Source organism: Phenylobacterium sp. (assembly GCF_031425575.1).
Classification (GTDB): domain Bacteria; phylum Pseudomonadota; class Alphaproteobacteria; order Caulobacterales; family Caulobacteraceae; genus Phenylobacterium.
Genome location: NZ_JANPJP010000198.1, coordinates 1 through 20,721 on the forward strand (window position 1 = coordinate 1; position 20,721 = coordinate 20,721).

General features: G+C 67.6%; 22 protein-coding genes. 12 read left to right on the plus strand and 10 right to left on the minus strand.

Going from position 1 to position 20,721, the window contains the following annotated elements:
- The 4 genes from RMO97_RS11320 to RMO97_RS11335 all read left to right on the plus strand — a co-directional run.
- A partial coding sequence (locus RMO97_RS11320; RefSeq protein WP_310541115.1) for an aminotransferase class I/II-fold pyridoxal phosphate-dependent enzyme occupies positions 1-280 on the plus strand: 280 nt, incomplete at its 5' end.
- Between the two features lie 53 nt (positions 281-333).
- Positions 334-1,824, plus strand: a complete 1,491-nt coding sequence (locus RMO97_RS11325; RefSeq protein WP_310541117.1) for a PAS domain S-box protein — start codon at positions 334-336, stop codon at positions 1,822-1,824.
- The gene (gene fixJ, locus RMO97_RS11330) at positions 1,814-2,422 is read left to right on the plus strand and encodes a response regulator FixJ (RefSeq protein ID WP_310541118.1); all 609 of its coding nucleotides are present in this window, start codon (positions 1,814-1,816) and stop codon (positions 2,420-2,422) included. Before RMO97_RS11325 ends, fixJ begins: the two co-directional genes overlap by 11 nt.
- A gap of 72 nt (positions 2,423-2,494) precedes the next feature.
- Complete coding sequence (locus RMO97_RS11335) at positions 2,495-2,869, plus strand: response regulator (RefSeq protein WP_310541120.1); 375 nt, start codon at positions 2,495-2,497, stop codon at positions 2,867-2,869.
- Between the two features lie 12 nt (positions 2,870-2,881).
- Here the strand turns inward: RMO97_RS11335 and hemN are convergent, their stop codons facing one another.
- From hemN to ccoN, 9 genes are read right to left on the minus strand one after another with little or no spacing between them, the layout of a single operon-like run.
- Complete coding sequence (hemN, locus tag RMO97_RS11340) at positions 2,882-4,276, minus strand: oxygen-independent coproporphyrinogen III oxidase (RefSeq protein WP_310541122.1); 1,395 nt, start codon at positions 4,274-4,276, stop codon at positions 2,882-2,884.
- Positions 4,277-4,305: 29 nt separating this feature from the next.
- Positions 4,306-4,500 (minus strand): cbb3-type cytochrome oxidase assembly protein CcoS, encoded by a 195-nt coding sequence (gene ccoS / locus RMO97_RS11345; RefSeq protein ID WP_310541123.1) that lies wholly within the window; start codon positions 4,498-4,500, stop codon positions 4,306-4,308.
- Positions 4,497-6,668 (minus strand): heavy metal translocating P-type ATPase, encoded by a 2,172-nt coding sequence (locus tag RMO97_RS11350; RefSeq protein WP_310541125.1) that lies wholly within the window; start codon positions 6,666-6,668, stop codon positions 4,497-4,499. Before RMO97_RS11350 ends, ccoS begins: the two co-directional genes overlap by 4 nt.
- Complete coding sequence (locus tag RMO97_RS11355; RefSeq protein ID WP_310541127.1) at positions 6,659-7,144, minus strand: FixH family protein; 486 nt, start codon at positions 7,142-7,144, stop codon at positions 6,659-6,661. Before RMO97_RS11355 ends, RMO97_RS11350 begins: the two co-directional genes overlap by 10 nt.
- Positions 7,141-8,649, minus strand: coding sequence for a cytochrome c oxidase accessory protein CcoG (gene ccoG / locus RMO97_RS11360; RefSeq protein ID WP_310541129.1), 1,509 nt, complete (start codon positions 8,647-8,649; stop codon positions 7,141-7,143). Before ccoG ends, RMO97_RS11355 begins: the two co-directional genes overlap by 4 nt.
- A gap of 9 nt (positions 8,650-8,658) precedes the next feature.
- On the minus strand, positions 8,659-9,525 hold the full coding sequence (gene ccoP / locus RMO97_RS11365; protein ID WP_310541131.1) for a cytochrome-c oxidase, cbb3-type subunit III: 867 nt from the start codon (positions 9,523-9,525) through the stop codon (positions 8,659-8,661).
- Positions 9,512-9,691 carry a cbb3-type cytochrome c oxidase subunit 3 gene (locus RMO97_RS11370; protein WP_310541133.1) on the minus strand — a complete coding sequence of 60 codons (180 nt, stop codon included), beginning with the start codon at positions 9,689-9,691 and terminating at the stop codon, positions 9,512-9,514. The genes ccoP and RMO97_RS11370 overlap by 14 nt, the downstream gene beginning before the upstream one ends.
- Positions 9,688-10,425 (minus strand): cytochrome-c oxidase, cbb3-type subunit II, encoded by a 738-nt coding sequence (gene ccoO / locus RMO97_RS11375; RefSeq protein WP_409035307.1) that lies wholly within the window; start codon positions 10,423-10,425, stop codon positions 9,688-9,690. Before ccoO ends, RMO97_RS11370 begins: the two co-directional genes overlap by 4 nt.
- Before the next feature lie 11 nt (positions 10,426-10,436).
- Positions 10,437-12,095, minus strand: a complete 1,659-nt coding sequence (gene ccoN / locus RMO97_RS11380) for a cytochrome-c oxidase, cbb3-type subunit I (protein WP_310541135.1) — start codon at positions 12,093-12,095, stop codon at positions 10,437-10,439.
- 137 nt (positions 12,096-12,232) lie between these two features.
- Between ccoN and RMO97_RS11385 the strand changes: the two genes are divergently transcribed.
- The 7 genes from RMO97_RS11385 (at position 12,233) to rsgA (ending at position 19,628) form a co-directional block, all read left to right on the plus strand.
- On the plus strand, positions 12,233-12,487 hold the full coding sequence (locus RMO97_RS11385) for a hypothetical protein (RefSeq protein ID WP_310541137.1): 255 nt from the start codon (positions 12,233-12,235) through the stop codon (positions 12,485-12,487).
- 32 nt (positions 12,488-12,519) lie between these two features.
- On the plus strand, positions 12,520-12,861 hold the full coding sequence (locus tag RMO97_RS11390; protein WP_310541138.1) for a c-type cytochrome: 342 nt from the start codon (positions 12,520-12,522) through the stop codon (positions 12,859-12,861).
- A 171-nt stretch (positions 12,862-13,032) separates the two neighbouring features.
- The gene (locus RMO97_RS11395) at positions 13,033-14,316 is read left to right on the plus strand and encodes a cytochrome P450 (RefSeq protein WP_310541140.1); all 1,284 of its coding nucleotides are present in this window, start codon (positions 13,033-13,035) and stop codon (positions 14,314-14,316) included.
- Positions 14,317-14,340: 24 nt separating this feature from the next.
- On the plus strand, positions 14,341-14,937 hold the full coding sequence (locus tag RMO97_RS11400) for a TetR/AcrR family transcriptional regulator (RefSeq protein WP_310541142.1): 597 nt from the start codon (positions 14,341-14,343) through the stop codon (positions 14,935-14,937).
- A gap of 249 nt (positions 14,938-15,186) precedes the next feature.
- Entirely contained in the window at positions 15,187-17,901 is a 2,715-nt protein-coding gene (locus tag RMO97_RS11405; protein WP_310541143.1) for a TonB-dependent receptor, read from the plus strand.
- 76 nt (positions 17,902-17,977) lie between these two features.
- Complete coding sequence (locus RMO97_RS11410) at positions 17,978-18,361, plus strand: VOC family protein (protein WP_310541145.1); 384 nt, start codon at positions 17,978-17,980, stop codon at positions 18,359-18,361.
- Between the two features lie 193 nt (positions 18,362-18,554).
- Entirely contained in the window at positions 18,555-19,628 is a 1,074-nt protein-coding gene (gene rsgA / locus RMO97_RS11415) for a ribosome small subunit-dependent GTPase A (RefSeq protein WP_310541147.1), read from the plus strand.
- A 6-nt stretch (positions 19,629-19,634) separates the two neighbouring features.
- Here rsgA and RMO97_RS11420 read toward each other — a convergent pair whose 3' ends face one another.
- Positions 19,635-20,021 (minus strand): putative quinol monooxygenase, encoded by a 387-nt coding sequence (locus tag RMO97_RS11420; protein WP_310541149.1) that lies wholly within the window; start codon positions 20,019-20,021, stop codon positions 19,635-19,637.
- 170 nt (positions 20,022-20,191) lie between these two features.
- On the opposite strand from RMO97_RS11420, the gene RMO97_RS11425 reads away from it, so the two are divergent.
- Positions 20,192-20,721 (plus strand): sensor histidine kinase (locus RMO97_RS11425; RefSeq protein WP_310541150.1); only part of this gene is annotated, 530 nt, incomplete at its 3' end.

Genomic DNA, 20,721 nt, shown 5'->3' on the forward strand with positions numbered 1-20,721 from the left:
GGCCAAGGCCGGCCTGCCGGTCATGCCCTCGGAGAGCCACATCGTCCCGGTGCTGGTGGGCGATCCCGTCCACTGCAAGATGATCAGCGACATCCTGCTGGAAGAGCACGGCGTCTACGTCCAGCCGATCAACTACCCCACCGTCCCGCGGGGCACCGAGCGCCTGCGCTTCACACCCTCGCCCGCCCACACCGACGCCATGATGGACGACCTGGCCCAGGCCCTCAAAATGCTGTGGACCCGTTGCAACATCGCTCGCATGGGCGGACTGGCCGCCTGAATCCAACCCACTTGGCCCTTGCGCGGGCCGGGCGGGCGGCCTAGCCCAGGCGAATGCGAATTTCGCTTCCCGTCGCTCGGTCGCGTGGTGCGGTTCTGAGTGACTATGTGGGCGCGGCCCTGGTCTCAGGCCTGGCCATCGCCGTCCGATGGGCGTTGACCCCGGTCTTCCAGGACCGGCCCTTCTTCCTGCTGTTCATGCCGGCGGTCATCCTCAGCGCCGCGTTCTGGGGGCCTGGCCCGGCCCTGCTGGCCACCGCCATCACCCTGGTCGCCGGCGTCGCGCTCAGCGGCCTCACCCTGCAGTCGCACCCGGCGGATCTGGTCAACGCCCTGCTGTTCCTGGCGATGGGCCCGGCCATCGCCTTTGGCGGCTGGCGGCTGCGCCGACAGACCGATCAGACCGCCGACGCCATGATCCACCTGGGGGAACGCGAAGCGCATCTGCGATCCATCCTCGACACCGTGCCCGACGCCATGGTGGTGATCGACGAGCACGGGATCATGCAATCGTTCAGCGCCACCGCCGAACGCCAGTTCGGCTGGCGGGCGGAGGAGGTGATAGGGCGCAATGTCTGCATCCTGATGCCGCAACCCTACCGTGACGCGCACGACAGTTACCTCCTGCGCTATCTGACCACCGGCGAGCGGCGGATCATCGGCATCGGCCGGGTGGTCGTGGGCGAGCGCAAGGATGGCTCGACCTTCCCCATGGAGCTCTCGGTGGGCGAGATGCAGTCCCGCGCCCAGCGCTTCTTCACCGGCTTCGTCCGCGACCTCTCCGAGACCCAGGCCACGGAACGGCGTCTGCAGGATCTGCAGGCCGAACTGGTCCACGTCTCCCGCCTGACGGCGCTTGGGGAAATGGCGTCAGCCCTGGCGCACGAACTCAACCAGCCCCTCTCGGCCATCGCCAACTATGTGAAGGGCTCGGTCCGCATCCTCGATCAGGAACAGCCCGACCCGGTCAAGGTTCGGAACGCGCTGATCCAGGCCGGCGACCAGGCCCTTCGCGCGGGGGAGATCATCCGCAGGCTCCGCGACTTCGTCTCAAAGGGCGAGTCCGAGCGCCGGGTGGAGCCCCTGACCAAGCTCATCGAGGAAGCCGGCGCCCTGGCCATGATCGGCGCCAAGGAATCCGGTGTCAGGGTCAGTTTCGACATCTCGCCGGCCGCGCCCTATGTGCTTGCCGACAAGGTTCAGGTGCAGCAGGTGCTCCTGAACCTGATGCGCAACGCCATCGAGGCGATGCAGGACAGCCCCCAGCGCACCCTCACTGTCAGTTCCGCCTTGGGCGAGGACAACTGCGTCATCGTCAAGGTGACCGACACCGGCCCAGGCATCGCCCCTGAAGTGGCCAGTCGCCTGTTCCAGCCCTTCGTCACCAGCAAGAGTACGGGTATGGGGGTCGGGCTTTCCATTTCGCGCACGATCATCGAAGCTCACGGCGGTCGCATCTGGGCCGAATCCGCGCCGGGCGGCGGGACAGTGTTTTCTTTCACCTTGAAGACCGTCCCGGAGGAGGGGCTGAACGTTGACGACTGACGCTCTCGTGCATGTGATCGACGACGACGAGGCCATGCGCGACTCCCTGTCATTCCTGCTGGAAAGCGCCGGGTTCGAGACTCGCACCTACGACTCCGCCAGGGTGTTCCTGGAGGGCGTCGCGATCATTTCCAGCGGCTGCATCGTCACCGACGTGCGTATGCCGGGCATGAACGGCCTGGAGATGTGCCGCCACCTCAAGGCGCTTCATATCGACCTGCCGATCATCATGATCACCGGCCATGGCGACGTGGCCCTGGCGGTGGAGGCGATGAAGGCCGGTGTCGCCGACTTCCTGGAAAAACCCTTCGATGACGAGGCCCTGCTGCGCGCCATCCGCTCGGTCCTGGCCCAGGCCCGTCCAGGTGCGCCGCCGCACAACTCGGGTCCCTTCCAGGCCTTCCTGGCCAGCCTCTCGCCCCGCGAAACCGAGGTCCTGCGTGGCGTGGTCGACGGCAAGGCCAACAAGGTGATCGCGTTCGAGCTTGGCATCAGCCCCCGGACCGTCGAGGTCTACCGCGCCAACGTCATGACCAAGACTGGAGCCTCCAGCCTCTCTCAGCTCATTCGCATGGCCTTGACGGCGGGCTTCGCCTGATCGCGATTGCGCTGTATCAAAGCCGGGCCGTGGGCTCGGGCCTAGGGTCTCCAGATTCCCTGGAGGCCGAGCTTGTCTACACCCCCATCCGCCACCCGCACGGTCGTCCTGGTTGATGACGACAGCGCCCTGCGTTTGGCCCTGACCTTCATGCTGGAACTGGACGGCTTCGCCGTCACGGCCCTCGAGAGCGGCGAGGCGCTCCTGCAGGCCGACCTGCCGCCCGCCCCGGTCTGCCTGGTCCTTGACCAAAACCTCACCGGTCTCACCGGCCTGGAAGCCCTGGCCGTTCTGCGCGCCAGGATGGAGCACCTGCCAGCGGTGCTGATCACCAGCCACCCTCGGATCAGCACCCGAGAGACCGCTGCGGCCCTGGGCGCGGTCATCGTTGAGAAGCCTCTGCTGGGCGAGTCTCTCAGCGCCGCCATCAACGCCGCCCTTTCGTAGGGGCGAGGCGTCTTACAGCGCCTTTGAGTGCCGTCCAGCCTCGGCCGTGAAATAGGTGTCAAACACCGCGCAGACCGATCGCACCACCAGTCGGCCCAGCTCCGAGACCGTCAGGCGCGCCTCGAGGATGTCCACCAGACCGTCGTCGGAGAACCGCTTGAGGGCCGAAAGCTCCTGCGCCAGGTCGCCTAAGGTCCGGCCGTGCCGCGCGCATACCGCCGCCAGATCAACCGAGAGATCGCACATCAGCCGTTCGATGATCTCGGCGCGGAATCGGTCGTCGTCGGTCAGTGCGACGCCCCGGGCGATGGGCAGGTCGCCTGCGATCACCGCGCTGCGCCAGGGCAGTTCCTGGGCGACGTTCTGCACCAGGCCCTGCGGCAGGCTGCCGATCGAGGAGGCCCCCAGGCCGAGCAGGGTCTGGGCGCTATCGGTCGTGTAGCCCTGGAAATTGCGCCGCAGCCGGCCTTCCCGCTGGGCCGCCGCCAGGGTGTCGTCCGGCAAGGCGAAGTGATCCAGGCCGATGCGGACATAGCCCTCCGACACCAGGCGCTCGGCGGCGGCCTCGCTCTGGTCGAGGCGCTCGGCCGCGCCCGGCAGGGCCGACTCGTCGATCAACTGCTGGTGAGCCTTCATCCATGGCACGTGGGCGTAGCCGAACAGGGCGAGGCGCTCGGGTCTCAGAGCCACGATCTGGTCGATGGTGCTCAGGGTGTTGACCGTGGTCTGGTGCGGCAGGCCGTACATCAGGTCCAGGTTGATGGATCCAACCCCGGCCTCCCGCAGCCAGGCGACACACTGCGCGATCTCCTCGTAGCTCTCCTCCCGGTTTACGGCGGCCTGGACCTGGGGCGACAGGTTCTGCACCCCCAGGCTGGCGCGCGAAAGGCCGTGGGAAGCGGCCGCCTGGACCCACTCGCGGGTCAGGACCGCGGGGTCCAGCTCGGCGGCGATTTCGGCGTCCTCGGTGACATCGAAGATCCGCCGCAGGGCACCGAAAATGGCGTCCATTTCCGCCGGCGCGAGCATGTTGGGGGTGCCGCCCCCCAGGTGGATGGCGTTGGCCGGCAGGCGCCGCGGCAAGGCGGCCTCCAGCAGCGTCGCCTCGGCGAGCAGATGCTGGACGTAGTCTCCTACCGGTTCATGCCGATTCACGGCCCGGGTGTTGCACCCACAGTACCAGCACAGGCGGGCGCAGAAGGGGATGTGCAGATAGAGAGAGATTGGATCGGTGGCGGGAAGCGCGGCCAGCCAGCCCCGATAGGTCGCCGCGTCCACTGCAGGCGTGAACTGCACGGCGGTCGGATAGCTGGTGTAGCGCGGCGCCCGACCGTCGTACTTGGCGATCAGTTCGTCCAGGGCCAGGGTTACGGGCTTGGGAGCGTGCAGGACGGAAGGCGAGGTCACGACGAAATCTCCGGAAAGGGTCGCCCCATTCACTCCGGATCGGTCTCCCCCGCCGTGACCTGGATCAAAGCCGGCGGTCCCATGTCGCTGTCGTTCAAGAGGATGCGGGCGGCGTCGCCGGCGGGGTCATCGTACTGGCCGCTACGCACCGTCCACCAGAAGCCCCACAGCCCCAGCAGGGCCAGCATTACGGAGAAGGGCGCCAGCAGGAAGAAGATGGTCATCGGCCGGTCCGGTGCATGCGCAGGGCGTTGAGGGTCACCACCAGGGACGAGCCTGACATGGCCAGGGCCGCGACGAATGGATTGATCAGGCCCAACATGGCCGCCGGCGCTGCGACCAGGTTGTAGAGCGCGGAGAACCCGAAGTTCTCAAGGGCGCGGCGTCGGGCGGCGCGCGCCACGTCGATGGCGGTCACCACGGCGCCCAGGCCCTCGCCGGAGAACACCAGGTCGGCGGCGTTCTGGCTGGCGTCCAGGGCTGTGCCCGGCGCCATGGCCGCATGGGCGGTGGCGAGCGCGGCGGTGTCGTTCAGCCCGTCCCCCACCATCAGCGACCTGTGGCCGACACGAGCCAGGTTCTCGACCCAGGCGGCCTTGTCGGTGGGGGTCATCCCGCCCCGCCAATGGCGCACGTCCACGGCCTCGGCCACGGTGCGCACCGCCTCCGGCAGGTCGCCCGACAGGATTTCGACGCTCAGACCCCGGGCGCGGAGATCTGCGATGGTCTGGCGCGCATCCGGCCGCAGGCTGTCGGCGAATCGGAAGCGGATCTTGGTGTCATCCTCGAAGCTGAACCAGAGCTCGGTTTCCGAGCCGTCCGTCCCCTCGACGCCGACGAAGGCCGCCCGGCCAAGGCGGGCGCGACGCCCGTTGATCACGCCCACGACGCCGTGGCCGGCGGTCTCCACGACGTCCTGCGCCAGGTCGCTTCCGCCGTCCTGCGCCGCCAGGGCGCGCGCCAGGGGGTGGGAGGAGGCCCGCGCCAGCGGCGCGGCCAGGGCCACGGCGGACGGGACGGCGTCGATCAGGGTCGGCCGGCCAAGGGTCAGGACCCCGGTCTTGTCGAACACCACGTGGGTCACCTCCGCCAGGCGCTCCAGGGCGGCGCCGGACTTCACCAGGACCTGCTTGCGGAACAGCCGCGCTGAGGCCGCCACCTGCACCGCCGGGACGGCGAGCCCAAGCGCACAGGGGCAGGTGATGATCAGCACCGCGACCGCCCGCAACAGGGCCTCGCGTGGGCCCAGGCCAAGGCCCCAGCCCAGCACGAAGGTCAGAGCCGCGGCGGTGTGAACCACCGGGACATAGATGGCGGCGGCGCGGTCGGCCAGACGGACATAGCGCGACTTCGACTGCGCGCCGGCCTCCACCAGCCGCGCGATGGCGGCCACCGCGGAATCGTCGGACCGCGCCTGCGCCCGCAGGGCGAGCAGGCCCGACAGGTTGAGCGCCCCGGCGCGGCACACATCTCCCCGGCCGACAGCGACCGCGCGCGACTCTCCGGTCAGCAGCGCATTGTCGAGCTGGGAAGCGCCGGCCTCGATACGAGCGTCGACGGGCAGGCGCTCGCCGGGACGCACCAGGATCAGATCGCCCACCGCGATCTCCGCCAGGGGCCGGCGATGCTGGCCGCCGTCGGGGGTCAGGACCGTCGCGGCGGGCGCCTGCATGGCCAGCAGGTCGGCCGCCGCGCCCCGGGCCCGGCTGCGCAGGGTGTGGTCCAGCCAGCGGCCGATCAGCAGCAGGAACAGCAGGGAGATGGCGGCGTCGAAATAGGTGTCGCGACCGTGCAGCAGGGTCTCGACGAAGCTGATCCCGAGGCTGAGGAGCACCCCGATGGAAATCGGCACGTCCATGTTCGCCCGGCCCACCCTCAGCGACCGCCAGGCCGACTCAAAGAAAGGCATGCCGGCATAGAGGGCGCAGGGGGTGGCGATGAGGCCGCTGGCCCACTGCATCATCGTCAGCGCCGCCGGGCCCAGCTCTTGGCCAAATAGCCCCGCCCAGATCGGCACCGAGAACATCATGGCGTTGCCGGCGCCGAAGGCCGCGACTCCCAGCGCCAGGGTCAGGCGCCGGCCCTCCCGGTCCTGGGCGGCCGCGGCCTGGCCCGGATCATAGGGCGCGGCCTCGTAGCCCAGCTTCTCGAGGGTCGACATGACCCGCCCAGGGTCGCCGGACCGGCCCTCGAAGCCCACCGTGAGCTTGCCGCTGGTGAGGTTCAGGCGTGCGCTGCGCACCCCGGGCAGGGCGGTGACGCCTCCCTCGATCTTGGCCATGCAGGCGGCGCAACGCGCGCCCTTCACCAGCAGATCGAAGGTCGCTCCGCCATCCTGGGCGGGCTTGAGAAAGGCCGAATAGTCCGGCGCCGCGTCATAGGTCACGGCCATGTCAGCCTCCGTTCGGCCTCGAACCGCGCGCCGGCGGGGTCTTGAGCCAGCAGGCTGAGGTCCCAGGCGCCGCTCAGGCCGCCGAGGCGCGCGGAATAGGTCCCGGGCGCGATCTCGGCCAGCAGGGCGTCCTTCCTGCCGCTCTCGGTGGCGGGACGCTGCAACTTGGCGGCGACCCGCAGACCGCTCAGCGGCCGGCCTGCCCTGTCGCGGAAGGTGACCACCACTGCGCCCTTGGGCCCGGCCTGCGCCGCGGCGCGCCATCCCAGGCGGGACTGGGCGTCGAGCTGGGCGAGCTTGACGTTGTAGGCGACCCCGTCCTCATACGGCGTGCGCGACACCTCTCCGGGATAGGTGCGGATGGCCATCACGGTGAAGACGACGTTCACGACGATCACCACCAGGAAGAAGCCCACGAAGAGCCCCAGGACGTGCAGACCCTTAAGCTCAAAGCTCTTGTGCGGAATGTCGGTCATGGCGCGTTCGCGGCCCCTGAGAGGAAGTTGGTCTCGACGGTCTTCACCTCGTCTCCAGCGCGCACGGCGAAGGCCGCGGGCATGTTGGGGGCGTCGATGGCGGCGGCCGGAACGGTGACGAAGACCCGCACGGCGCGCACCTCGTTGGCCTCGACGCGGACGCTCAGGGTGTCGCCCGCCGCCTTGGCGCCGGGCGTGCGCAGCTTGGCGCCGGGGGGTCCGGTGAAGGTCACCTGAACGTCGCGCGCCTCAAATCCGCGGTTGGCGATCTTCAGGGTGTAGCCGTCGCGGATCGCCCCGTCGCGCAGGCGCACGAACATGGGATTGCGGTCGCGCAGCACATGGACATCCAGGGCGCTGCGGTGGGTCAGGCCCCAGATCATCAGGGCGCTCACCAGGCTCAGCGCCACGGCGTAGTAGGCGGTCCGCGGCCGCAGCAACCGGTAGATCGGGGGCCGCCCCACCTCGCGCGCGGCGACCGCAGCGTCGGTGTCGTAGGCGATCAGGCCCTTAGGCCGGTCGATCTTCTCCATGATCTCGTCGCAGGCGTCGATGCACAGGCCGCAGTTGATGCATTCGAGCTGCGAGCCGTCACGGATGTCGATGCCGGCGGGGCAGACGACGACGCAGGCGTTGCAGTCGATGCAGTCGCCGCGGCCCTCCCAGGTGGCGCCTTTCTTGTGCGGACCGCGGGTTTCGCCCCGGTCGCGGCGATAGGTCACCTGCAGGGAGTGCTGATCGAGCATGGCCCCCTGAATGCGCGGCCAGGGGCAGAGATAGGTGCAGACCTGTTCGCGCATGTGGCCAGCGAAGGCGTAGGTGGTCACCGTCAGCAGGGCGCAGAAGATATAGGCCGTGGCCGGCGCCTGGCCGACCCAGAAATCGGCGAGCAGGTTCGGCGCGTCGTGGAAGTAGAAAATCCACGCCCCGCCGGTGCCGAACCCGATCCCCAGCCAGACCGCATGCTTGCCGATCTTCCGCCAGGCCTTGTTGAAGGACCAGGGATCGGCGTCGAGCTTCATCCGGGCGTTTCGGTCGCCCTCGAAGGCCCGCTCCACGTAGATGAACAGGTCGGTCCAGACGGTCTGGGGGCAGGCGTAGCCGCACCACAGACGCCCGAACAGGGCGGTCACCAGGAAGAGGCCGAGGGCGGAGATCACCAGCAGGCCGGTGATGAAATACACCTCCTGCGGCCAGAGCTGGATGCCGAAGAAGTAGAACCGCCCGCCGGCGAAGTCGACGAGCACCGCCTGGTCCGGAAGGACGCCGGGACGCTCCCATCGGATCCAGGGGGTGACGTAGTAGATCGCCAGCATCAGGATCAGCAGGACCCACTTGATCCGCCGCCACTGGCCGTGGACCAGCTTCGGATAGATCGGGGTCCGGGGCTTGTAGAGGCCCAGGGTGAAGCCCTTGGCCCGCGCCTTCGCCGCCGCCGAGACGGGGCCGGAGCCCTCTCCGGGCGGCGGTGGTGTGGGCATGGTCCGATCAATGACGACGGTCATGGTTACGCCCTACTGGCCGCCGGCGTTGGCGTGGATGTAGACCGCCAGGGCCTTGATGGTTTCCGGGCTGAGGCGACCTTCCCAGGTGGGCATGACGCCGCCCTGGCCGGTCCAGATCTGGTTGCGGATGTCGGCGCGCTCGGCTCCGTACAGCCACTCCGCGTCCGTGAGGTCGGGGGCGCCCTGCTTGATGTCGCCCTTGCCCTGGGGCCCATGGCAGGCCGAACACTGCGCGACGTAGACCGGCGCGGCGCGCTTGATGGCCGCGACATTGGCCGGCCGGCTCGATAGAGCCACCACGAATTCGGTCAGGTCATCGACCTGGGCCGGCGGCAGGATCTGGTCGCGGCCGAAGGCGGGCATCTGGGACTGGCGCGTGTTCGGATTGTCCGAACGAACCCCTACCTGCAGGGTGTGCTGAATCTCCTCCAGGCTGCCGCCCCAGAGCCAGACGTCATCCCGCAGGTTGGGATAGCCCTTGAAGCCCGTTCCTCCCACGCCATGGCAGGTGGCGCAGTTGTCGCCGAACACCGACTGGCCGACGGCGAGCGCATAGGCCTGCAGCTTGGGATCAGCCTCGATGGTCTCGAGCGAGGCGCTGCGCAGCATCGCGCCCTCGGCGCCGCGCTGGCGGTCCAAGGCCTCAAGCTGCCGGGCCACGTCGACCCGGTCGGACTGGCCCAGAACCCCCTTGGCGTAGCTGTTGCTTCCCGGCCAGGACGGCATCAGCACCCAGTAGATCGCCGCGATGACGATGGAGCCGTAGAAGATGTAGAGCCACCAGCGGGGCAGCGGATTGTCCAGCTCTCGGATACCGTCCCACTCGTGGCCGGTGGTCTCGACGCCGGAATGCTCGTCGGTTTCACGGTTGGACATGGTTGTCCTCATTGTCCTCCAGCGGCAGAGCCGCGAGGCGCTTGAAAGTCTCGGTGTGGCGAGGCCAGAGGGCGTAGATCACCACGGCGACGAAGAGGACGGCGAAGTAGACCGTCCCCCCCTGCTGGGCGAAGCGGGCGACCGCTTCGTAGGAGAGGCCGCTCATCGTTGGTTCTCCGGGGCTTCGGCGCGATAGGTGCGGAAGTCCACCAGTCCGCCCAGCATCTGCAGGTAGGCGATCAGGGCGTCCATCTCGGTGACCCGGTTGGGATCGCCGTCGAAGTCGCGCTGGGCCAGCTTGGCGCCGTAGCGCTTCTTCAGGGCCGTGGCGCGGCTGTCAAAGGGATCGGCCTGGGCCTCGAGGTCGTCCTTGGCGTGGTCGATCTGGTCCTGGGTGTAGGGCACCCCGACCTTGGTCATGGCCGAGAGCTTGGCCTGAACCTGACGGTAGTCGAGATCCTTGTCGCGCAGGAAGGCGTAGGGCGGCATCACCGATTCCGGCACCACGGAGCGCGGATCGGTCAGGTGCTCCTTGTGCCAGCTGTCGGAATACTTGCCCCCGACCCGGGCCAGGTCAGGTCCGGTGCGCTTGGAGCCCCACTGGAAGGGGTGGTCGTACATGCTCTCGGCGGCCAGGCTGTAGTGGCCGTAGCGCTCGACCTCGTCCCGCAGCGGACGGATCATCTGCGAGTGGCAGGTGTAGCAACCCTCACGGACGTAGATGTCGCGCCCCTCGAGCTCCAGCGGCGTGTAGGGACGCATGCCCTCCACCTCCTCCACGGTGCTCTCGAGGTAGAAGAGCGGCGAGATCTCCACGAGGCCGCCGATGGAGACGACGATGACGATGCCGATGATCATCCACAGCGAATGACGCTCGAACTTGGCGTGCTTGTTCCACATGGTCAGGACCCCTACTGTGCCGCTGCGAGGGCGGGCAGGGATGCTGCGCCTTGAGGCTGGGCCTCATGACCGGGCATCCTGACGGTCCGCCAAAGGTTGTAGGACATGATCACCGTGCCGGAGAGGTACATGAGCCCTCCAACCGTGCGGATGATGTTCTCGACGTGCTTGGCCGCGACGGTCTCGACGAAGCTGTTGGCGAGGAAGCCCTGCGGCGTGTACTCGCGCCACATCAGGCCTTCCATGATGCCGGAGACCCACATCGCGGCGATGTAGAGCAGGATGCCCGTCGTCGCGATCCAGAAGTGCCACTCGATCAGGGTGTTAGAGTAGATGCGGTCCTTCTTCCACAGCCACGGGACCATGCAGTAGACGGCCCCGAAGGAGATGAAGCCGACCCAGCCCAGGGCGCCGGAGTGCACGTGGCCGATGGTCCAGTCGGTGTAGTGGGACAGCGCGTTGACCTCCCGCAGGCTCATCAGCGGGCCCTCGAAGGTGGACATGCCGTAGAAGGCCAGGGCGACCACCATCATGCGGATCACCGGATCGGTGCGCAGCTTGTCCCAGGCTCCCGACAGGGTCATCAGGCCGTTGATCATGCCGCCCCAGGAGGGCATCCAGAGCATGATCGAGAAGGTGGCGCCGAGCGTCTGGGTCCACTGCGGCAGGGCGGTGTAGTGCAGGTGGTGCGGGCCCGCCCAGATGTAGATGAAGATCAGCGACCAGAAGTGGACGATGGACAGGCGGTACGAATAGACCGGCCGTTCGGCCCGCTTGGGCACGAAGTAGTACATCATCCCCAGGAAGCCGGCGGTGAGGAAGAAGCCGACCGCGTTGTGGCCGTACCACCACTGCACCAGGGCGTCCTGGACACCGGCATAGACCGAATAGCTCCGGTGGTGCAGCAGGTCGACCGGCAGGGACAGGTTGTTGACGATGTGCAGGATCGCCACGGTGATGATGAAGGACAGGTAGAACCAGTTGGCCACGTAGATGTGGGGTTCCTTGCGCTTCCAGATGGTGCCCAGGAAGACCAGCAGATAGCCGACCCAGACGACGACCAGCCACAGGTCCACGTACCACTCAGGTTCGGCGTACTCCTTCGACTGGGTGATGCCGGCCAGGTAGCCGGTAGCCGCCAGAACGATGAAGAGCTGATAACCCCAGAACACGAACCAGGGCGCGACGCCGCCGCCCAGGCGCGCGCGGCAGGTGCGCTGCACGACCCAGAAGGACGTGGCGATCAGGGCGTTGCCGCCGAAGGCGAAGATCACCCCTGATGTGTGCAGCGGACGCAGGCGGCCGAAGTTCAGCCAGCCGGCCTCGGGGAAGTAGAAGATGGTCGGCCAGGTGAGCTGGGCGGCGATCACCACCCCCACCAGCATGGCCACCACCCCCCAGAACATGGTGGCGATCACGCCGGCGCGGATTACCCCGTCAGAATAGCGGGTAGGGTCGGACCGGAACTTTCCGTAGCCGATGCCCGCCGTCAGCACGCCGGCCGCAAGCACGAAGGCGGTCAGGAAAATGTAGCTGTGGAACCGGAACAGCGGGTCATCGGTAAAGGCTGCGGCAAGCAGCGCCGCGAAGGCCGCCACCCCTGTGAAGATGTAGAGCAACACCACGTCGAACGGCGCGCCCTCATCATGTTGGATTGATAGTTGTGTCATCGATCCCCGACCAAACTGCAAAGCTGAGGTCGCAGTGGCAGGTATCGCCGGGTGGAACTTTGACAGAGATCAAGGCTGTCAAAACCGTCGCACCCTCTGATGGGGTCACGCCGATTTGCGGCGCGGAATTCGAAGCCATGTCCCAGCCTGATCCTTCCCGTCCTTCGCCGCTCCAGGCCGCCGCTGCGCTGCTGGGCGCCTCGGCCCTGGTGACCGGGGTGACCGCCGCAGCGCACATGTGGCTCACCGCCCAGCGCGGCCCGATCTGCGGCGTTTCCGATGGCGGCCACTGCTGGGCCTGCTACGTCGCCCCCCTCCTGGCCATGGCCGCTCTCACGGCCTGGCACGCCCACAGCAGCCGCTCGGTTTGCGCCAGGGCCCAATCGAGGTGACCACCCTATCGCGCCGCCCAAAGGGGTCGATCATGCGCTCCGGTCTGCTGGTCCTGATCCTGCTGGCGGCGCCCGCCGCCGCGACGGCTGGTGAGAACCCGCTGCCGGCGAGCCAGGCGCGCGGCCATGCCCTCGCCCGAACCGTCTGCGCCGCCTGCCACGCGGTGGAGCCCAAGGGGGTCAGCCCCAACGCCAAGGCGGCGCCCTTCCGCCACCTGGCCGGACGCCATGTCCCGCTCACCCTGCAGCGCCGCCTGGCCGACATCGCCGAGACCGGCCACTACGACATGCCGCCGATCAACCTGCACGCCGACGAGGTCCAGGACGTGGCGGCCTACATCAACAGCCTGGAGCCGCCCGCTGACGCACGATAGGTTTTGACGCCTCCGGCCATCCGGCCTCCCGAGCTCTTGCCTGGGGCTTCGAACCGGCGCCGGGCAAGGCGGTCAAGCCGCTGTCAGCCAACCAGGACTTGTCGAACTGTGTTCGGAAGGTCTCGATGGGGGCAATGCGCGTGGATCACACGCCCCTGGTAGGAGACGAGTATGGCTGACGGAGCCGTGGACATCCTGAACGACAAGCGCGCAGCGGCGCGCAAGGCCGCCTACGAAGGCCCCGTCGAGGACCTGAACCCGGCGCGCGCCTCGCTGTTCCGGGACGACGCCATGTGGCCGATGTTCGAGCGCCTGCGGAAGGAAGACCCCATCCACTACACGGCCGACAGCAACTACGGGGCCTACTGGTCGATCACCAAGTACAACGACATCCTGGCGGTGGACTCCAACCACCAGGTGTTCTCCTCCGCCAAGGGCATCACGCTCACCCCCAAGGCCGCCCAGGGCTTCCGCGACCCCAACAACACCGCCACCAACTTCATCGCCATGGACCCGCCGCGCCACGACGTGCAGCGCAAGACGGTGAGCCCGGCCGTCTCGCCGCACGCGCTGTCGATCATGGCCCCGGTGATCCGCGAGCGCGCCGGCCTGATCCTGGACTCCCTGCCGATCGGCGAGGACTTCGACTGGGTGGACCTGGTCTCCAAAGAGCTCACCACCATGACGCTCGCCACCCTCTTCGACTTTCCCTTCGAGGAGCGCCGCAAGCTCACCCGCTGGTCGGATGTCATGACCACGGCGCCGGGCTTCGGCCCCGCGGCCGATCTGATGGAGATGCGGGCGATGATGGCCGAGTGCTTCGGCTACTTCACCGAGCTCTGGAACCAGCGGGTCAACGCCGAGCCCACCGGCGACCTGATCTCGATGCTGGCCCACGGGGCCGACACCCGGAACATGACCCAGCAGGAGTTCCACGCCAACGTGGCTCTGCTGATCATCGGCGGCAACGACACCACGCGGAACACCATTTCCGGCTCGGTCCTGGCCCTGAACCAGAACCCCGACCAGTACGCCAAGCTCCGCGCCAACCCGTCCCTCATCCCGTCCATGGTGTCGGAGACTATCCGCTGGCAGACCCCGCTGGCCCATATGGCCCGCACGGCGACCCAGGACTTCGAGTTCGGCGGCAAGACCATCAAGGAAGGCGACAAGGTCGCCATGTGGTACGTCTCGGGCAACCGCGACGACACGGTGATCTCCAATCCCGACAGCTACATCATCGATCGCGAGCGGCCGCGCCAGCACATGTCCTTCGGCTTCGGCATCCACCGCTGCGTGGGCAACCGCCTGGCCGAGCTGCAGCTGACCATCATCTGGGAGGAGATCATGAAGCGCTTCCCGGACATCAAGCTGCTGGAGGAGCCCAAGCGCTCCTTCTCGATCTTCGTGAAGGGCTATGAAGAGATGAAGGTGGTGCTTCCGTCCAAACTCTAGCCCATGCTGGCGGCGGAGGACGCCGTGGGTGACGAGTTGAAGCTGAACACCGGGCCGGGATCCCTGCGGCGCCGCGTCCTGGACGCGGCCCGCGCGCTGCTGGAGGAGAGCGGCGCCGAGGGGCTGCACCTGCGGACCATCGCCGCCCGCGTGGGAAACGGGGTGGCCAGCCTCTACCACCACTTCGCCGACAAGCACGCCCTGCTGGCGGCGCTGGCCATCGAGGGCTGGGAGGAGCTCACCCGCGCCATCGACCAGGCCATGGCCAGCGGGAAATTCCCCCACCGCATCGACGCGGCGTCGCGGGCCTTCCTGACCTTCATCCACCGCAATCCGCAGCTCTACGCCCTGATGCAGACCGAGCAGGCGCTCGCCGCCAACGACGCGGTCCGCGCCGCCGAACGGGCGGCTTTCGCCACCTTCCAGACCTCATTCGAGGGCGACGACCGGGTGCCGGCCGAGCGCGTCGAGGAAGTTTCCCTGACCATCTGGGTGCTCGGACGCGGCATCGCCTCGGCGGTTCTGATGCAGGGCGAGGACGATCCGGGTGCGGCCGGGCGTCTGGTGGCCAAGGTGATTTCGGGGTTCGCCTTCCTGCTCTCGCCGCGCTTCGCGGACTGACGTCTCGCACGTCCGCGATCCGAACAACGTTCATCAAAATTCGGCATACAAAATGGGTTCGGACTATTTCGTCCGACTACTGAGTATATAGTATAAATATTTGTAATAAAAGGATATTGCGCCAACATCACGATGTTACGTGATGAGTTGACGACCTCGGCGTTGCGGACCTAGCGTCAAGCATAAGAGGCCCCTCGATGAGGCCCGCAGGGATGGCGTCCGAGCATCGGACGTTCTTGGGAGGAAGACATGACTCAGCGATTGATGCTGTCGGCGACGGCGCTCGCCCTGGTTCTGGGCCTGCCGCAGATAGCCCTGGCCCAGGACGCCTCCAAGGGCAGTTTGATCGACGAACTGATCGTCACCGCCCAGAAGCGCGAGGAGTCGGTCCAGGATGTGCCGATCGCCGTCTCGGCCTTCAGCGAGCAGGCCCTCAAGGCCCAGGGCATCGACGGCGCCGGGAACCTGGTCCAGTCCGTGCCCAACCTGACCTTCACCCGCCGCGCCCTGCGCACCAACTTCCAGATCCGCGGGGTCGGCGCCCAGCTGGTCTCCCTGTCCGGCGACGACGGGGTGGGCATCCACGAGAACAACGTCCCGCTCACCGCCAACCGCATCGCCGATGCGGAGTTCTACGACGTGGAGCGGGTCGAGGTGCTGCGGGGCCCGCAGGGCACCCTCTATGGCCGCAACGCCACGGGCGGGGTGGTGAACATCATCACCAACAAGCCGAACGACCAGCGCAGCGGCTCCTTCACGGCGGAGTTCGGGAACTACCACTCGCTGAAGTATCAGGGCTACATCAACCTCCCGCTGGGCGACAAGTTCGCCCTGCGAGCCGCCGGCTTCGCCCTGCAGCGGGATGGCTACACCACCAACAGCCTGAACGGCCAGGACATCGACAGCCGCGACATCTGGGCCGGCCGGGTGACCCTGGCCTTCAACCCCACCGACAACCTGCGCGCCTTCCTGCTCTGGGAGACCTTCGCCGAGGATGACAGCCGCGGCGCGCGCAAGCAGCTCTGCGTCAAGGATCCCGGCCCGACCTCCGTACTCGGCGTGGCGACCGGCGCGGCCCAGGCGGGCCTGACCCAGGGCTGCCTGGCGGCCTCGGTCTATGATCCCAACGCCTACGGGACCACCAACCAGCTCTCCACCTTCTCGGGCATCATCGCCCGCCAGATCGGCCTGCAGCCGCAGGACTCCTTCCTGGGCAAGACCATCTCCCGCGACCTGCGGCAGGTCGAAGTGGTGGGACAGCCGATCTACCGGCCGCGCACCGACCTCTATGAGCTCAACCTCGAATGGGACCTGACGCCGGGCCTGACCTTCACCTCGCTCACCAGCTATAACGAGAACGAGAACTATTCCCGCGGCGACTCCACCGGCGGCTATTCCTCGGTGGCCTTCGGGGTCACACCTTTCTCGCCGGGCGGCATCCTCAATGACCCGCAGTTCGGGGCGACCGACCGGCTGCAGAGCGAGTCCGGGAACGTCGGCCACAACGAACAGATCACCCAGGAACTGCGCCTGCAGTCCAGCTTCGACGGGCCGGTGAACTTCAACGTCGGCGGCATCTATCTCGACTACGACGCCATGAACATCACATACGTCGCCACCAATGCGGCGACGGCGGCGCTGAAAGTGCTGGTGCCCACAGGTTATGTCGATCCGCTGCGCAACCCTGATTTTACGGGCCACAACTATTTCGTCAGCCTGACCGAATACAAACTCAAGTCCAAGGCCGTGTTCGGCGAGGTCTACTGGCAGGCCACCGACACCCTGCGGGCCACGCTGGGCCTGCGCTACACCGACGACAAGAAGTGGACCCGCGGCTCCGGTTCGACCCTGTTCACCCCGGGCCGCGGCCCGGTCTTCACCGCCGAACAGAGGGTGCAGTTCAAGGAGACCACGGGCCGCTTCAACCTCGACTGGAAGCCCGACCTTCCCTTCACCGACGAGACCCTGATCTATGGGTCATATTCGAAGGGCTACAAGGGCGGCGGCTTCAACCCGCCCGGCGTCGTGGCCCTCGGTCTGAACCCCAGCTACGCGCCCGAGTTCGTCAACGCCCTGGAAGTCGGGATGAAGAACACCCTGATGGACGGCCAGCTGCTGTTGAACCTGACGGCCTTCTCCTACGACTACAAGGGTTACCAGATCGGCCGCAGCGTGAACCGGTCAGTCTACAACGAGAACATCGACGCCAAGATCAAGGGCCTCGAACTGGAGAGCGTCTGGAGCCCGATCGAGAACCTGAAGCTCAACGCCAATATCGGCTATCTCGACACCAAGATCGAGCAGGGCGTCGTGGTGGACACCTTCAACCGGACCCGGGGCGACAGCACCTATATCTACGGCAATTCCACCAGCGGCGGCTGCGTGGTGCGGGCCACTGGGGTGGCGGCGATCCTGGCGGTTCCCGGTGGAGCCGCGACCCTGTCCAACCGGGTCTGTTCGGGCCCGACCTCTGTCACCGCGGGCCTGGTGGCGGCGGGCAATACCCCGGCCGCGGCCGCGGCCCTGGCGGCGGGCATGTACACCTACGGTTCGAACGTCTCGCTGTACACCAGCGGGGCAGGTGAAGGCGTGCGGCAGAACCTGAAGGGCAATGAGCTGCCAAACGCCCCCAAGCTGACGGTGTCCCTGGGTGCCCAATACAGGTGGGAGCTGGAGAATGGCTGGAACGTCACCCTTCGGGGCGACTACTACCGTCAGACCGAGAGCTTCATGCGCTACAACAACGCGTCTTTCGACCGCATCCAGGCCTGGGACAATCTCAACGCCAGCCTGATCGCCACCAATCCTGACATCGACCTGACGGTCCAGGTGTTCGTGAAGAACGCCATGGACGAGGACACCATCGTCGGCTTCGACATCGCCGACGAGAACCTGGGCTCCACCCGCAGCCTCTTCCTGCTCGATCCCCGCATCTACGGGGTCTCGATCACCAAGGGCTTCTAAGGGTCGGTCGTAGGCGGGTCCCGTCCCCCGGGGCCCGCCTGCTGACTTTGATCGGGCGGTCGGCTAAGGCCACGCCATGCGCATCGCCCTCACCACCCTCGTCGTCGCCGACTATGAGGACGCCCTTGACTTCTATGTCCACGGCCTAGGGTTCACCCTCACCGAAGACAGCGATCTCGGCGGCGGCAAGCGCTGGGTCGTGGTGACGCCCTCGGGCGGTGGTGGCGGCCTGCTGCTGGCCCAGGCCTCCGGCGCCGCCCAGGTCGCCAGCGTGGGTCACCAGACCGGCGCCCGGGTCATGGGCTTCCTGCACACGGATGACTTCGCCCGCGACCACGGGCGCATCACCGCCGCCGGCGTCACCTTCCTCGAAGCCCCCCGCACCGAGCCCTATGGAACCGTGGCGGTCTTCCAGGATCTCTACGGCAACCGCTGGGACCTGATCGAACCCAAGGGGTAGAAGCCCCGGCTTGACCGCGTCTTTCCCCGCGCCTAGCCTCACGCCGTCGCCAACACGCCTCGAAAGGAGGGTTTCGCCATGACTGTGCTCATCCAAAACCTCCTTCGCCGCGCCGCCGACCGGGTATCCTGATACCTTAGCCTTCTCCGTCGGCCGGGCGCTCAGACGCACTTCCGATCGACGGATCATCCCATTGCTCAAGTCCTATGGTTGGAGCGACAGGCTCCAGGCCCAATTCCAAATCCATGCCGACCGGGGCCTCGTCCCCGGTCGGGTCACCGTGCAGCAGCGCGGTCTCTATCGCCTCGCCACCCCGGACGGCGACCTCTCCGCCGAACTCTCGGGCAAGCTCGCCCATGAGGCGGGCGAGGGGGGCTATCCCGTGGCTGGGGACTGGGTGGCCTGCGCCACGCGGCCCCAGGAGGGCGCGGCCACCATCCACGCGGTCCTGCCCCGCGCCAGCGTCTTCGTGCGCAAGGCCTCTGGCCCCAATGTCGCGCCCCAGACCGTGGCGGCCAATGTCGACATCGCCCTGCTGACCGCCTCCCTCAACGCCGACCTCAGCCTGAGGCGCCTGGAGCGCTACCTCGCCGTGGCCTGGGAGAGCGGCGCCCGGCCCGTGGTCGTCCTCACCAAGGCCGACGCCTGCGAGGATGTGGAGGCCCTGGTGGCGCAGGTGGAGGCCATCGCCATCGGCTGCCCGGTCCACGCTGTCTCGGCGGTGACGGGGCAGGGGCTGGATACGCTCGCCGCCCTGCTGGGCCCCGGTCAGACCGCCGTCCTGCTGGGCTCGTCGGGGGTGGGCAAGTCCACCCTGGTCAATGCGCTGGCCGGCCAGGCCTTGATGGCCACCCAGGGCATCATCGAGGAGGGCGCGCGAGGCCGACACACCACCACCCACCGGGAGCTGATCCTGCTGCCCTCGGGCGGGCTCGTGTTGGACACGCCGGGCATGCGCGAACTGGGGCTGTGGGACAACGAGGCCGGCGTGGCGGCGACCTTCAGCGACATCGAGGCCCTGGCCGCCGACTGCCGCTTCGGCGACTGCGCCCATCGCACCGAGCCTGGCTGCGCGGTTCGCGCCGCCCTGGAGGACGGGACCCTCGATCCCGGCCGCTGGAGGAGCTTCGGAAAACTTCAGCGCGAACTCGCCCATCTGGAAATGAAGGACGACCCTCTGGCCCGAGCTGAGGTCCGCAAGGTCTGGATCGGCCGCCACAAGGCCGCCCGCGCCCACATGAAGCACAAGCGCGGTGGCATGGATTGAGCCGCCCTAGGGCTTCACCAGCCCATGTCCGCCCACCACCACGGTCTCGGTTCCAGCCTCCATCCCGGCGATCAGCGGCCGACCCTTGGCGATGGCGGCCTGGACGGAGGGGAGGGACAGCGAGGCTTTGTGACTGGCGACGGTGTCCCAGGCCTCGGTGATCCAGATCGCGTCGGCGTCCTTGGGGTCCTGGGCCACGATGTAGCTCAGGCAGCCGGGCATGCCCGACAGGCCCTCCAGCAGGATGGCGATCAGGGAGTCCCTCTGGCCGGACTTGGCTGTCATCTTGCCGATTAATCCGTACATGGCGGGGCTCCCCTGGGCCTGGACGGCGTCGGCCGCCCCCATGACGGCGAGCGCTCCGCCCAGCATTGTTCTGCGTTCGATAGGCATGGGGCCAGGATACAAGGTCGGCGCGGGAAATCATCAGGCGATACCTGCCAGGCGCGAGATCCGGCAAGGGGCTGACGATTCGTCGCAAGCTGCTGATTTTATGGAGCGGTGGGTGTCGTCCCGGGTAATCTGTCGGCCGGTCATAGTCACCGCGTGGAACCGCCGGCTGGATGAGCGACGACGACACAGATGCCCGCGCCGCCTCCGAGACGCGGCACCGGATGGCCAACACCTTCCAGCTGATGTCGGCGCTCGGCCGTATGCGGAGCCAGCGGTCCGGCGATCCCGAGGCTCGCCGCCAGCTGCTGTGGATGGCCGACGCCATCGGCTCCCTGGGCGCCCTTGAGCGCCACCGGACCCGTGAAGGGGTCGACTTCACGTCCTATCTCGTCGAGATGGCGCCCGTCTGGCGCCGCCGTCATGCCGGGAGCCAGACCGAGGTGCGGGTCTCGGCGATTCCCGTCTTCGCACCGGACACAGCGGCCTCGACCCTGGCGCTCATCGCCCAGGAACTGGTGGGCAACGCCCTGGCCCACGGCTACCTGGGCGACCGACCCGGCCTGGTGGAGATCAGCCTGATGCAGGCCACGGGCGGCCGCCACGAGCTCACCGTCACCGACGACGGCCAGGGCTTTGATCCCGAGCGGGCCCGCGAACGGTTCGGCCTGTGGTTCGTCCGCAGCCTCGCGGCCCAGGTGCG